A 14,644-nucleotide genomic window follows, 5' to 3' on the forward strand; every position below is an offset into this window, starting at 1 on the left:
GTATGCATAATTATTTCGATTATAATCGACATCAATTGACAATACAACAACATGCGCATTGCAGTAACGGCTTGCCGGCGCAGCGGCCGTAGCAATGAGAAACGCCGGCCTGTCGCCAGGCCGGCGTCTTCGGGGGCAATCATTCGTCCGCTGCAGGCGGGCAAACGCCGCAGTCGGCAAAAGGGTTCCTCCATTCCGTAAGCACTGCATAGAAGCAAGAATCCCGGTCTCCGCGCAAATAATTGGGCAGCACCTTCAGCGGCGTCCGTCCGGCTTTCATCAGGAAAGTAAGCACAGGGTCGGTAATCTGACCATGTATGACCTGCCGCACATAATCGTCCGGGCTCAGCTTGTCCGCGTAGAGATGATAGCCCGGCATGCGGCCGCCTCCCACCACCCGGGGGATGCCTAGCGCCACAGCCAGCTCATACATCGATTGAATCAGCCAATACCCGATCTTCAGCCGCCGGTATGCCGGGCGGACGCAAATATCGACGATATACAGCGTGTTTCCGTCCGCCTTATGGTTCCGGATATAGCCGTTGTCCGTTATGCTATGCCACGTATGCTCCGGGTTGCCGGGGCCGAGATCGATCCGGAAGCCGGTCATTGAGCCTGCCGTTTCGCCGTCTACCTCCGCGATGAGCGCTCCTTCCGGGAACATGGCGATCTGGCTTCGCAGCTGGTCTTTGCGCCACCACTGCTTCTCCGAGGTCGGCGGGGGAAAGCTTTCCCGCTGGATGCGGATCAAATCGTCGAAATCCGCTTCCTCGTAACGGCGAATGACAGTAGGAACCGGCCGCGCTCCGCTGAACGTAAACAATTGCTTGCGATACACTGTCCCACCTCCGTTAACTCCAATCCGGGTACAGGTCGGTCCGGCGGTCGCGCCACGTCGTTACCGAGCCCCTCTCCCTGATCTCGTGCAGCAGCTGCAGATCAAGTTCGGCGGTTACGACCATCTCTTGATTGATTTCACCTTCAGCCACAATGCCGCCAGGCGGAAAAGGGACGTCGTTCGGCGCGATGACCGCGGCTTGCCCGAAGCTTTGCCGCATGCCGCCTACCGTCGGCAGAGAGCCGACCGTTCCCGAAGTGACGACGTACACTTGATTTTCCACAGCCCTGGAGTGGCACGAATACTTGACGCGGTACAGCCCGTGGCGGTCGTCCGTACACGACGGGCAAAACAGGATATCGGCGCCCCGCGCTCTGGCGATGCGGGCGATTTCCGGAAATTCGATGTCGTAGCAGACGAGCAGCGCCACGGTGGCTTTGTCCGTTCGGAACACCTGCAGCCCTTCTCCGGCGCTAATATTCCACTCTTTGCGCTCGGCCGGGGTGATGTGCAGCTTTTTTTTGCTTGCCGAAACGGCCGTCCGGGTAAAACAAATAGCAGGTGTTGTAGAGGTGGCCGTTCTCCCGGACGATATGGGTGCCGCCGACAATATGCATGCGGTATTCCTGCGCGATTCCCTGGAAGAGCAGCTCGTACTCTGCGGTATAGCGCGGCACGTCCTCAATGGACACCCGACCCGCCCGATCTCCCTGGATCGTCAGCAATTGAGTCGTAAACAGCTCCGGAAACAGCAGGAAATCCGCCCTGTATTCTTTCGCGACCTTCGTATAATGCTCGACCTGATCCGCGAATTCGGTAAAATTACGCACAGCATGAAGGTGATACTGCACGGTGGATACTCGAAGTTTCATAGGTTCCTCCCGCATAAACGAACGGCAGCCGCTCCGAACGTAGAGCATAGCGCTCTTTCTCATCATATGTAAGCATTTGCGAGCGGTGTCTTCCCATCCGCAAAAATAGGCCTCGAAGCGCAGCCGCTTGCGCATGCCGCCGCAGGGGCCCGCATATGGGTAAAGCAGGAACGCAGCGCAGGAATCGCATGATCCGCGTTGAAATATTACTTCATGCGGTGCTGAACGTTTAGCACGTGAAGCAAACGTAACGTTTCAGGCTGCCCGGGAAAGGCGGAGCGGAGAATGGGAATGTAGGCCTATGAGCGTAGCGTGCGCCTTTGAAATCGCGTTCCCGCCTTCTCTAATTTCGAGGGAACACGATTGTGGGCGAAGCCGGAGACCCACGTTCTTAGGTCCGCAGCGCAGCCATACTTTCTCGGGAAGCCCGAACATTTTCCGGTTGAACGCCAAGGCGGTAAGCCGGAGGTACGACACCAGGCATGCGAAGCCAATGTAACACCGCAAGCTAAACTCTAAGGAGGGTGGAATATGGAAGCGGAATCAAGCTCAAGATGGATTGCGGCTCTGCCGTTCGTGGTCGTATTTTTCATAGTGACCGGCATGGCCGGCGGCTATATGGATGTATGGTGGCATTTGAAAGGGCTCGTGGAGACGTTTGCGACAATCCCTCATCTGATCATTTACGCTTCCGTCTTTCTGGGAGGGATGGCGACGCTGCTCGTGGTCGCAAGAGAGCTGGTCAAGATCGGCGCATTCGCGCCGGCCCGCATCCCGCATGCGGCAGGCCTGGCGCTTGCGGGGACCGGCTCGCTGCTGGAGCTTATAGCGGGAATTACCGATAACCTGTATCACAATCTGGTGGGGTTCGACGTGACGCTGTGGAGCCCTCCTCATTTACTCGTCATCTACGGGGGCGTCGTCAACGCGCTTGGAGTGGCGGAGCTGTTCCGGCAATCGCCGAACCGCCGGATAGCGCGAATCGGGGCCATTGCGGCGTACGGCATTGCGGTGAGCTTTTTTCAGTTCGGAATGACCGAGTACGACGTCGATACCGGATGGGCGATCGGCGCGCGCTGGAGCCGCTATTCCGGTTACTACGCCATCTTGATCATGCCCGTCCTCGTCTTTGTCGTTAAGGAAGGTTTACTTCGGTTCGGCAAGCCGATCGGTACCTGGGCGACGCTTGTACCGTTCGTTTTTAAGCTTATTGTATACGGTGTGTGGTCGCTGACGACGGTTCACATGCTGTTCCCATTTCTGCTCGTTCTGGCAGGCATTCTGTTCGATCTGGTCTATGCACTTTTGCGTGCAAAACCGGTCTATGCGGAGTATGGGGGCGTACTGGCGATGGCTATCGGGCTGACAGTAGCCGCAGCGCTGCAGGACCCGCTCGGAATGAGCCGGGAGCACGTCGTTTTGTCGCTGCTCGGTTCTTGGCTGGCAGGAGCGGCCGTTTTGCGGATCAGACGGGGGACCCGGGGACGGAAGGAGGAGGCAGGACATGCGTAAAATCGGATTTTGGCTCGCCTTGCTCCTCGTGCAGCTCCCTGAGGCGGCTTGGGCTCACGAAGGGGAGGGGGCCGCCAGACGGGCGCCGGATCTTCACCCGCTGTTCGTGCTCGCGGAGTTCGCCGTCGTGCTTTGGGCAGGTCTGCGCATCGCCGGCTGGCTAAGCCGAATCGGGCGGCCCCGGAATGAGGAACGCAGACGTTCGTGACGATATTCGCCGGTTTCGCGCAAGGAAAAAAAGGGGCTCCTCCATTCGCCTATGGGGAGCCCCTAAATTATGTACTGCGCAATCCTGAGGAGGGAAGGCGCCGAAAACCGCACTCGATGGTGTAAGGAAGAGCAGTCGGTGATGGATTTATTATAGCGGTTCTTAGGACCAGCTCATAGAGGTTAGGGTTAGGGAAGTTCAGGGTTCCCAGCCATTCATATCCATACATAAAATCTTCATATCATTCCCCTATTGTATGGAAAATGATGCTATGGTAGAATAGATTTGCAATCAAAATTCGAAAAAAAAAACATAAATCGATGGTCAACATGGTACATTTGTCGTATATTGGCGGGCTTTGAAGTCGGCATATTGGTTCAATATCTAGCTTGTTGTAGGGGGTGGCCATCTTTTTTGGGGTGAATCCCGTTCGACAAATGTCGATTTATGACAAATGAGCGCAGTACAAAAATTTGAAACAGTGAGGCGATACCGTGAAAATTTCGACATTGCTAAAGATCGTCGCAATCGCTTTCAGCATCTTGTCCGTCCTGCTCATTGTGTCCGTTCTGCTGCTCCGCGCCAATTACGAATCGTTCAAAACTGCCGTAAACCGCCAGGCCGAATTTAAACAGCTTGGCATCGATTTGGCGGACTCCTCGGACTATTTGACCAACGAAGCCCGCCAATACGTGCAATTCGGCGATAAAGTCCATTACGACAATTACTGGAAAGAAGTCAACGAGACGAAGACGCGGGACCGCGTGGTCGCGCGGTTGAAAGAGCTGCACGCGCCGCAGGACGAGCTGGATTTGATTACGCAGGCGAAGAATAGTTCCGACACCCTCGTCAAGACGGAAGATGCCGCCATGAAAGCGGTGGCGCAAGGGGACTTCGACGCGGCGCGCAAGCTGATGTTCGACAGCCAGTACGATACCAACAAAAAAATCATCATGGCCCCGATCAAGCAATTCCAGGATAAGATGAATACGCGTGCGCAAAATGAAACGCTGTCGGCGGAAAACCGGATGTATTTTATTTGTTACGCCGTTACTCGCCATCATTGCGGTCGTTGCCGTCAGCATGCTGATCTCGGTGTTCCTGCTGTTCCGCAAAATTCGCCCGCTGCATCTCGTCGTACATAAATTGCAGGAGCTCTCCGGCAACAAAGGGGACTTGACGGCGCGCTTGCCCGATTTCGGCCAGGACGAAATCGGCCAGCTGGCCCGTTCCTTTAATACGATGCTGGACAATTACCAGGTGTTCATCCGCAACATTTTCCAATCCGCCCATCAGCTCGCTGCGGCCTCGCATCAAATATCGGCTTCCATCGAAGAAATTTCCGGCTCCAGCCAGAGTCAGGCTCAAGCGTCACAAACGATCAACGAGCTGTTCAGGGAGCTTTCACACGGTGTCGATTCCGTCGCCAAAAACGCCGAATCCGCAGCCGATCTTTCCGAACAAACGGCCCGCCGCGCCTCCGAGGGCAATACGATCATCGCCAAATCGCTGGACGGGATGAACCGTTTGAACCAGCAAGTATCCGTCCTTGTCGAACACTCCGGCAAAATCGGGCAAATTATCGAAGTGATCGACGAAATTGCCGACCAAACGAATCTGCTTGCGCTTAATGCCGCCATCGAGGCAGCCCGCGCGGGCGAGCAAGGCCGCGGCTTCGCCGTCGTAGCCGACGAAGTGAGGAAGCTGGCCGAAAGAAGCAGCGATGCCACCAAAGAAATTACCCACATCATTAAGGCGATGCAGGTTAATATGGAGCAAAGCGCGCAGGCCGCCAAAGAAACGGCGGAAAATTCCACGCTGAGCGGCGAAGCGTTCAAAGCGATTTTGGACATGGTCAACGGAGTAGCGCTCAAAGTGTCGGAAATTGCTGCAGCCACGGAACAGCAGGCCGCACAATCGAGCGAAATATTGAACTCGGTCGAGACGATCGCCGCTGGCAGCGAAGAGTCAGCCGCAGCATCGCAAGAGTCGGCGGCTTCCGCAATGACGCTAGCGAGCTTGGCGGAGCAATTGAATCAATCTGTTGCCGCGTTCAAAATATAAGGCGCGCGGCGGTAACTTAATAGGAACAGTAGGGGCGTCCGGCTACCGGGCGCCTTTCTTTTTTACCGTTAAAGAATGTTTAAGTTCTGTGAATATCGATATGCGAACAGAAGAACATTCTTTACGGCATGAAAAGCTTCCTCGCTTACGAAGCGGGTTTTGCTGCGCAAAACTTGTAGGTCGCTCATCATCGATAAGGCTTCGAAAGAGCTTTTCTTATGGATGAGCCTGCATTTGCGAAACGATATATAAATTCTGATATAATAGACATAGATTTGGGAAAATAGGAGGAATGCAGCGATGAAGAAATTACATATGGCGGCAGCGGCCGCTTTGGCGGCTTTCTCCGCGTTTGGGAGCGCAGCGCTCGCCGATACAAGCTCGGGCAGTGCAACCGGTGCTGCGGCGAATGCGGTGACATCGGCACAATTCGGCGATCTCGCTCGATCAGCGCCGATCTGAAGGTGAAGATTGACGCTCTGCTGGCGGAAGGCGTTATGGAAGGCGTATCCGCGGATACGTTCGGCATTCAGCAAAATATGACCCGCGCTCAATTCGCCAAAGTACTCGATTTGAGCAGCGGCGTACGCGTCGACATGAACGTGACGGCGTCAAGCTTTACGGATGTGAAAGCTGACGATCCGGCTAACGGCTGGTCGATTCCTTATGTGGAAGCGGCGAAGAAGGTTGGCCTCATCGACGGCATGACCGATACGACGTTCGCGCCCGGAGATAACGTGACGGTCGGCCAATTGGCCACTGCGCTGCTGAAAAGCGTCGGCAAGAAGCCCGACTTGTCCGGCAGCCCGTGGTACGCCAAAGCGGTTCAGGATGCCAAGCAGCTTGGCCTGATTGCCGCTGACGCCGACGGAGCCGCGGCGGCGACGCGAGCGGACCTGGTCGTCGGCGGGTATGCGGTATATAAAACGAAATTGGACCAATCCGCGCCGGCTCCAACCCAGGCCGTTCAAGTGTCCGTTGTCGGCGCCAAAGCGACAGATGCCCAAACCGTCCAGGTACGTTCGACCAGCCGGTCGATACCGCAAAAGCCGTTGTGACGCTGAGCCAGGGCCAGGCTGTCGTGGCTGCGAAGATCGCCTGGTCCGCCGACGGCAAGACAGCGACGCTGACGCTGACAAGCGGCTCGCTCGCCACCGGCGATTATACCGTTGCTTTAAGCGGATTGGATGCTTCTACCGTCAAGACCGGATCCACTTCGTTCCACTATGATAGCCCTGCGCCCGCACCGGAAGTGACGGCGGCTTACGTACTGCCCGGCGTTATCGACAGCGGCGTTACCGCCCTCGCGGCCGGGATCGACGGCGTCAATCAGGCTGCGGCTGAAAACCCGGCCCAGAGTAAATTGGCAAAAGAAATCGTGATTACCGCAAAGACTGCAGACGGTGAGCCGGTTGCGATGCCGGGCGTCATTCAGTCGATGGTATCCTCCAATCCCGCAGTAGCCAAGGCTGGCATTGATGCGAACCATAAGGGCTATGTGCTTGGCGTCAAAGCAGGGAAGGCAACGATCAACTTGACTTTCCGCGCCCTGAATGGCGATACCAAGCAAATGAACGTTCCGGTTGAGGTAAAAGCCGATCCGATTTCCGTCGCCAAGCTGGAAGCCGGAAATACCGGCGTCACCGTACCGGTGGGCACCTTCAATGCATTCCAGCAAATGAAGCTGACCATCACCGATAACTACGGCACGACGTACAAGAGCGACAGCACCCGTAACGAGGGGCAAGAGTATAATTTCGCATTGGGCGTTCTGTTCACCGTGAGCCACATTCTCGGCGACAGCTCGTCCAGCGTAGGCAATGTCACGGTCGACCCGGACGGCAACGTCACCATCGCCGGCAATGTGACCAGCTTTGACTTGAAGGCCGTTTCCCCGAGCGGCGTGGAGGCCTGGACGGCGGTCACCGTAGAGCATTGACGAACACCGCGTCTGACCCGGCTGGATCCGGTTGGGGCGTACTATAGTTCATTTGAAAGGCTCTACCTGCAGCAGTGGCTGCGGGTAGAGCCTTTTGTGCGCTTGGGAGCGTGGTGCTGTTTCCGACGGGCGGCAGCTCGGCTTACGCTTCACGCAGCGGCTGGCCGGGCTGGCAGGGTGGGACGATAGTTTTCAACAGGTGCATGTTCGGAGCGAAGTGCGATTGTATGGCGACCGTCAGCGTGCGGCCCGGAATTTGGCATGCGCAGCGCCGCACCGCATCGCGCGCCGGGAGAGGCATTTGCCGGAAGCGAGGGCTAAATAGCTGAGATGGAGTCGAAGGGACATGCTGGTGCGATTCCAGTGAGCAGGGAGACGGTGGGGGGGCTGGACGGTGCGGCGACACAGTGGGCAAGGAGGTGGCGAAGGGGGGGCGACATAGTAGGCGGGGAGATGGCGTAGGAACGGAAAGTGCGGCGACACAGTGGGCTGGACAGTGAGGCGACACAGTTGCTGGGAGACTGCGAGGGGGCTGGACAGTGAGGCGACACAGTGGCTGGGAGACGGCGAGGGAACTGGACGGTGCGACGACATAGTAGGCGGGGAGATGGCGAGGGAGCTGGACAGTGAGGCGACACGGTGGGCTGGGAGACGGCGAGGCACGGTGCGGCGAACATAGTGGAAAGGGAGACGGTGGTGGGGCTGTACGGAGTGCAACAAAGTGGACATGGAGACTGTAAAGGCGATGAGCCGCCTAGTTCCAATGGGGAGAGCTGTTTAAAGAACTGGTACGCTATGCAGCGTCTTATGGGACGCTATTAAGGACCAATTGGACGGAATGAACGTCCAGAGCCCTGTTGTTCCGTAAATAGCGACGATTATTCGCATGGAGCGACTTTCGAGGCGTTAAGGGTCAGTTTTTCCATTTTCTCCGAAAATTAGCGTCTGGAAAGTCGCTGATCAGCGAACATGGGCTTAATTACAGCAATAATCGGCGAGCGCGGGCTAAATGGGCTTAATTACAGCAATAATCGGCGAGCACGGGCAAAATAGCAGCGTTAGACTCCAATTTAAAGAACTGGTACGCTATGCAGCGTCTTATGGGACGCTATTAAGGACCAATTGGACGGAATGAACGTCGAGAGCCCTGTTGTTCCAAAAATAGCGACGATTATTCGCATGGAGCCACTTTCGAGGCGTTAAGTGGCTGATTTTCCGTTTTCCCCAAAAATTAGCGTCTGAAAAGTCGCTGATCAGCGAACATGGGCTTAATTACGGCAATAATCAGCGAGCACGGGCTAAATGGGTTTAATTACAGCAATAATCGGCGAGGTACGGGCTAAATAGCAGCGTTAGACTCCAATTATTTGGGGTATTTCGTTCGTATCTCGATTCCCCGGCTGCCGTCTAACCGCCCGGCTAATCTGCCAAGGGTGCGCTCTAATGCGCATGAGCTCAGTAGCTGTTCTTAGCCCGCGCCCCCCCGTCAGTTTCAAACTCAAGGCAGTTTAGATTGCGACCGCATGAGCACAAAGGTGAACAAATAGGCGAGAGACGTTACGCCAAAAAGCGCAAATATGCTCGGCGTCATAGCAGTGTACAAGCTGCCTGGAAATGACCAGATGAACGCGACTGCCATGAAGGCTCGCTTTGATGCAGCAACAGCTGCAAGAGCGATGCAGGCCGGGAGAAACAGCAGGATGAATGTAGTAATGGCCGCATCCGGTTCCCATCTGTGCGAGTATGGATTGAGAAACACAAATACAACCCAGAGCAGCATGGAAGCGATACTAGCGCATATGCCCAAGAGGGAGACTTTGTTGTACTGGCGGCCAACCATACTAGCACCCCGCAACTGTTAAAATAGTTCTTATTCGCTCTACCGATGCAACGAAATTATTGCCGCCGCTATGCATGTATAACAACATATATACCCCATAAGGCGGAGCGCATATAGTGGGCTCCGGCCCTAGGAAGACAGGGTCTGCAGCCGGAATGGAGCAGGCGCTGCAAAGCGGTTTGCGGCAGGAGTGGTTACCGAAACTATTCGGCCCTTTCCCGCCCTCTGGTCTCGTTCTGTTCCGACTCGCTTCATTCGGGTCATGGCAGCAAACATGGATCGTCGGCACACGATTGATGGAACCCGGCACATCGTGTGCCGGGTCCTATTTACATCATGGCAAAGTTTAGTTGCCTGTTCAATCCGTTCGTGCTTGCCGCGCCAAGCATAAAAGCCAGTAACGCAGACGAGAGGCTGCAAGCCGGACTCCGGATGGAGGAGGAGCGCTCGTACTGTTGCATCGGCGCCGTTCCTAGACCGTCCGATCGGGTATTGCGAATCCCTGAGCCTACCCCTTCATCACGCCCCCTAACCACCCGAGGCGCTACAATTTAGTTCGGATTTGACGCGGCCAGTTCGATTTTGTAGGCATGTTCCAGACGTTTGGGCCAAGCGGTAAAATTGATGAATGCGTCGTCAACGTGCGTAAGCTGATCGATGGACCCGACCGGGACTAATTTGCTGAGCGTCGCGTCGGTAATTGCGCGTTTGCATGCCTCTGCATAGCTGCCCGCATTCAGAACGCGATACGGGCGAACCGCATCGTTAATCCCGACCTTGTAATGCTCGAACGTGCGCTGGACTGTTGGCGTAAGCCCCAGAAAATTATGCTTTTCAGCGACAATCCCAAGCGCCTGCGCCACTTTGTTCTCGCGGCTTCGTTGATCGGAGGCACCAAGTATATCATCGAGGACAGGTCCTATAACCGGCGCGATAGACAGCTTTGAAAATGCGCTTCCAAACCATTTGAGATAAGGCCAGTATCTCCGTTCCTGAAGAAAGCACAGTTCCATGATGAGACGGACAAGGCGAAAGGCGACCAGAGTGGAACCCCGTGCATCGTTTGCTTCGGCCGTCCGGCCAAGGAGATGCTCCGTATTGCCGATCAGGTGCCATTGGGACGCCATCATCCACAGCCAAACGTCGTCAGGAAACCAGGAGAGCCGTTCGCGCATGCGGGTCAGTTCCCCCGGGTCGTCCCGAAAAACGGCTCCCGAATTGAATTGCAATAAGTGCTGCTGCGGCATGGAGAGCCATTTTTCCGCTGTCAGTGCCGTATGGGAATCGATCCGGAGCTGCGAAAGCAGCCATTGGTTCAAAGTAGTGACCTCTACGTGATGCTTGACCGTACCGGCTTGCCACGAATAAAACTGTACCGGAAACCCCTTGTAGCTGGCAGGCAGGCCGCCTTCAACGGCGAGTGAAACTTTATCGACCTGCGCAGGCTCGACAAAAATTTGCAGCCGGGGACCCCAGCTATGATCGGTGGAACGCGGCTGGTCAAATCCGAGCACTTCTGAGCCTTCTCCGATCAAGGCGGCAGCATGCGGCTGATCCACCAGCTTGCTAACCACGTCTTCATAAAAATGGCGCGACAGCACAATACCGGGAACAAAAGAAGACAACGCTTTCGATTCCTCCTTCATTGGCGGGGAATCACGCAGTTTAACGGGCTATTTATGCGGTTTCCCCGATTTAGGTTGGGCCCGATTCCGATGATAGCTATCCATGGACAACGCCTCCGTTCCTGTAATGCTTTCATCATAACATTTAGATACCATAAATGTGAATATAACCCATACAGCGGCAAAAAGGAGCCCGGCACGCCGTGAAGCGCGCCGGGCTCCTTTTTCAACAGTTACCAGCCCATCCGTTCGCGCAGGGAGGTAATGTGGGCCGTATGGTGCTTGCCGTGCCATGCATACAGGCCTGTGGCGCGGGCGAGAGGCTGCGGGCCGTTCTCCGGATGGTGGAAGGTGCGCTCGAACTGCTGCGGCGTCATTGAGCGAAGCAGCTGCGTCCATCGTGAGTGCAGCGCATCCAGCAGCGCCAGCGACAAGGCCGGATCGGCGATGCGGCCGTCGTCCAGCTCGGCCCAAGCGGCCTCGTCATACGGCTTGATGGTCGGATTGTTTTCGGTCAGCGCCAGCTTGAAACGGGTGAAGCTGTTCATATGCGAGTCGGCGACATGATGGACGACTTGGCGCACGGTCCAGCCGCCGGGGCGGTACGGCGTATCGAGCTGCTCGGCTGACAGTCCTTGCACCGCGGCTCGAAGCCGCTCCGGCAGGGCGGCGATGTCGGCGATCCAGCTTGCCAGCTGCACGGCGTCGGCGCCTTCATACTTGAACTTTCCGATCGGGTACTGCAGGTTGGGTTCCATGAGAACGTCCTCCTCTAGCAAAGGTGGGGGGTCAATTTCCTCCCATTGTACTGCACAAAGGGGCCATGCGCCAGTACGAAAAAAACACCGGCATCCGGTGAAGATCGGATAGCCGGTGTTTTTGCCGTATCGGCTGCAAGCTTTACTTGCCGCCGAACATCATTTGCCGCAGTACCGTTTGCAGAATGCCGCTGTTGCGGTAGTAGTCGACGTCGACGAGCGAGTCGAGACGCACCTGCACCTGGAATTCAAGCTTGGAGCCGTCTTCGCGGGTCGCGGTGACGTTCACTTTTTGACCAGGCTGCACGTTGTTGCTCAGGCCCGTGATATCGAACGTTTCGCGGCCGGTCAAGCCGAGCGACTTCCAGCTTTCGCCGTTCACGAACTGGAGCGGAAGCACGCCCATACCGACCAGGTTGGAGCGGTGAATGCGCTCGAAGCTTTCCGCGATGACGGCTTTCACGCCGAGCAGGAACGTGCCTTTGGCCGCCCAGTCGCGGGACGAGCCGGTGCCGTACTCTTTGCCGGCGATAACGACGAGGTTCGTGCCGCTCGCTTGATACTTCATGGAAGCATCGTAGATCGACTCGACTTCGCCTGTCGGCAAGTACGTCGTGACGCCGCCTTCCGTGCCCGGAGCGACCTGGTTCCGGATGCGGATGTTGGCGAACGTGCCGCGCATCATCACTTCATGGTTGCCGCGGCGCGAGCCGTACGAGTTGAAGTCTTCCTTCTTCACGCCGTGCTCGATCAAATATTTGCCGGCCGGGCTGTCGACTTTGATGTTGCCGGCAGGGGAGATGTGGTCCGTCGTCACGGAATCGCCCAGCAGCGCAAGCGTCTTGGCGCCGCGGATGTCGGCAATGTCGCCAGGCTTTTCGCCAAGGCCCGTGAAGAACGGCGGCTCCTGAATGTACGTGGAGTTCGTATCCCACTCGTACAGTTCGCCTTCCGGCACTTCGATCGCGTTCCAGCGCTTGTTGGCGCGGAAAACGTCTTTGTATTTCTCGATGAACATGTCGCGGCTCATCGCCGTGGACAGCGCATCTTGAATTTCCTTGTTCGTCGGCCAAATGTCTTTCAGGTATACAGGCTCGCCGTTTTTGCCGGTGCCGATCGGCTCCTTCGTCAGGTCGATATTCACCGTGCCGGCCAGCGCGTAAGCGACGACGAGCGGCGGCGATGCGAGGTAGTTCGCTTTGACTTGGGCGTGAACGCGGCCTTCGAAGTTCCGGTTGCCGGAAAGAACGGCAGCAACGGTCATGTCGTTGTCGGCGATCGCCTTGCTCACTTCGTCCGGCAGCGGACCCGAGTTGCCGATACACGTTGCGCAGCCGTAGCCGGCGACGTGGAAGCCGAGCTTCTCCAGCGGCTCGATCAGGCCGGCCTTCTGCAAGTACTCGGTAACGACGAGCGAACCCGGGGTCAGCGAGCTCTTGACGTAGAGCGGCTTGGTGAGGCCGAGCTCGACGGCTTTTTTCGCGAGCAGGCCGGCGCCCAGCATAACGCTCGGGTTGGACGTGTTCGTACAGGAGGTGATCGCCGCGATGACGACGGCGCCCGTGCCCATTTTGGCAACTTGACCGTCCGCGTATTTCACGTCGACAACTTCGCCAATTTTGTCTTCGGACAGGCCATAGCCGCCTTTGTCGATCGGCTGGCGAACGATGGTGTTGAACGATTCTTTCATCGCCGTCAGCTCGACGCGGTCTTGCGGCCGCTTCGGGCCTGCGAGCGAAGGCACGACCGTGGATAGGTCGAGCTCGATTTTGTCGGTGAATACCGGGTCAGGCGTGCCGTCCGTGCGGAACATGCCTTGTTCTTTATAATAAGCTTCGACGAGTGCGATTTGCTCTTCCGAGCGGCCGGTAGCGTGCAGGTAGTTCAGCGTCTCCGCGTCTACCGGGAAGAAGCCGATCGTCGCGCCGTATTCCGGAGCCATGTTGGCCACCGTTGCGCGGTCGGCGAGCGAAATATTGCTAAGTCCCGAGCCGTAAAACTCGACGAATTTGCCGACGACGCCTTTTTTGCGCAGCATTTGCGTAACGGTCAGCGCCAGGTCGGTTGCAGTTGCGCCTTCCGGCAAAGAGCCTGTCAGCTTAAAGCCGATAACTTCCGGCGCGACAAAATAGAGCGGCTGGCCGAGCATGCCGGCTTCCGCCTCGATGCCGCCGACGCCCCAGCCGACAACGCCGAGACCGTTGATCATCGTCGTATGGGAGTCCGTACCTACGAGGGAATCCGGGTAAACGTAAGTTTCGCCGTCGACCGTTTTCGTAGCGGCAACGGAAGCGAGGTACTCCAGGTTCACCTGGTGCACGATACCTGTGGACGGAGGAACGGCGCGGAAGTTGTCGAACGCCGTTTGCGCCCAGCGCAGGAACCGGTAGCGCTCTTCGTTGCGCTCGAATTCCAGGTTGATGTTGGTCTCCAAAGCGGTGGAAGAACCGAACGCGTCGACCATGACGGAGTGGTCGATGACGAGGTCGACCGGCACGAGCGGGTTGATCCGCTTCGGGTCGCCGCCGGTGCGGGCCATCGTCGCTCGCATCGCCGCGAGATCGACGACGACCGGCACGCCGGTAAAGTCTTGCAGCACGATGCGTGCAGGGATGAACGGAATTTCTTTGTTGTCGTCGCGGCCCTTGGCCCAACCTGCGATTTGCTTCACGTGTTCTTCGGTGATCGCTCTGCCGTCGAATTGGCGCACAGCCGCTTCGAGCAGCACTTTAATGGAGAATGGCAGCTTGCCGATGTCGTCGAGCCCTTGCTGCTCCAGCCCTTGCAGGCTGTAGTAGTGATAGGTTTTGCCCCCGGCCTGCAGCTGCTTGCGGACGGAATACCGATCCTTGTTCGCCATGGTGATGCCTCCTTCGGTGCAAAAAAATGTGTTGTGTTTGATTGTTTCGCTTGGTGAAACTTGATTTCATGAAACGAATCTACCCTAAGTATACCCTTTCCAGCTCGCTCCGTAAAGATAAAATTCGC

Annotated in this window: 10 protein-coding genes and 2 pseudogenes; 7 read left to right on the forward strand and 5 right to left on the reverse strand. The window is 56.7% G+C overall.

Features of this window, described 5'->3' with window-relative positions; genetic code table 11:
* Nucleotides 1-139 precede the first annotated feature (139 nt).
* Nucleotides 140-838 carry a GNAT family N-acetyltransferase gene (locus tag SD70_RS18525; RefSeq protein ID WP_052487613.1) on the reverse strand — a complete coding sequence of 233 codons (699 nt, stop codon included), beginning with the start codon at nt 836-838 and terminating at the stop codon, nt 140-142.
* 13 nt (nt 839-851) lie between these two features.
* Nucleotides 852-1,845 (reverse strand): annotated as a pseudogene (locus tag SD70_RS18530) (carbon-nitrogen hydrolase family protein).
* 396 nt (nt 1,846-2,241) lie between these two features.
* Between SD70_RS18530 and SD70_RS18535 the strand changes: the two are divergent.
* The 7 genes and pseudogenes from SD70_RS18535 (at nt 2,242) to SD70_RS18555 (ending at nt 7,433) form a co-directional block, all read left to right on the forward strand.
* Entirely contained in the window at nt 2,242-3,222 is a 981-nt protein-coding gene (locus tag SD70_RS18535) for a hypothetical protein (RefSeq protein ID WP_041049018.1), read from the forward strand.
* Nucleotides 3,215-3,430 carry a hypothetical protein gene (locus tag SD70_RS18540; protein WP_041049019.1) on the forward strand — a complete coding sequence of 72 codons (216 nt, stop codon included), beginning with the start codon at nt 3,215-3,217 and terminating at the stop codon, nt 3,428-3,430. Before SD70_RS18535 ends, SD70_RS18540 begins: the two co-directional genes overlap by 8 nt.
* Before the next feature lie 494 nt (nt 3,431-3,924).
* A complete protein-coding gene (locus SD70_RS37035; RefSeq protein ID WP_052487614.1) occupies nt 3,925-4,575 on the forward strand; it encodes a hypothetical protein in 651 nt (216 codons plus the stop codon).
* Nucleotides 4,576-4,717: 142 nt separating this feature from the next.
* A pseudogene (locus SD70_RS33590) lies at nt 4,718-5,494 on the forward strand (methyl-accepting chemotaxis protein); the annotation flags it as partial.
* A 300-nt stretch (nt 5,495-5,794) separates the two neighbouring features.
* Entirely contained in the window at nt 5,795-5,956 is a 162-nt protein-coding gene (locus tag SD70_RS36170; protein WP_156158091.1) for a hypothetical protein, read from the forward strand.
* A gap of 2 nt (nt 5,957-5,958) precedes the next feature.
* Nucleotides 5,959-6,552, forward strand: coding sequence for an S-layer homology domain-containing protein (locus SD70_RS33595; RefSeq protein WP_052487616.1), 594 nt, complete (start codon nt 5,959-5,961; stop codon nt 6,550-6,552).
* On the forward strand, nt 6,549-7,433 hold the full coding sequence (locus tag SD70_RS18555) for a hypothetical protein (protein WP_041049020.1): 885 nt from the start codon (nt 6,549-6,551) through the stop codon (nt 7,431-7,433). The genes SD70_RS33595 and SD70_RS18555 overlap by 4 nt, the downstream gene beginning before the upstream one ends.
* Before the next feature lie 2,391 nt (nt 7,434-9,824).
* Here SD70_RS18555 and SD70_RS18565 read toward each other — a convergent pair.
* The 3 genes from SD70_RS18565 to acnA form a co-directional block, all read right to left on the reverse strand.
* Nucleotides 9,825-10,898 (reverse strand): DUF4037 domain-containing protein, encoded by a 1,074-nt coding sequence (locus SD70_RS18565; protein ID WP_052487618.1) that lies wholly within the window; start codon nt 10,896-10,898, stop codon nt 9,825-9,827.
* A 233-nt stretch (nt 10,899-11,131) separates the two neighbouring features.
* Nucleotides 11,132-11,656 (reverse strand): YfiT family bacillithiol transferase, encoded by a 525-nt coding sequence (locus SD70_RS18570; RefSeq protein WP_041049021.1) that lies wholly within the window; start codon nt 11,654-11,656, stop codon nt 11,132-11,134.
* A gap of 142 nt (nt 11,657-11,798) precedes the next feature.
* Entirely contained in the window at nt 11,799-14,516 is a 2,718-nt protein-coding gene (gene acnA, locus SD70_RS18575; RefSeq protein ID WP_041049022.1) for an aconitate hydratase AcnA, read from the reverse strand.
* Nucleotides 14,517-14,644: the final 128 nt, after the last annotated feature.

It is taken from the genome of Gordoniibacillus kamchatkensis (assembly GCF_000829455.1).
In the GTDB taxonomy this organism is placed as follows: Bacteria; Bacillota; Bacilli; order Paenibacillales; family NBRC-103111; genus Gordoniibacillus; species Gordoniibacillus kamchatkensis.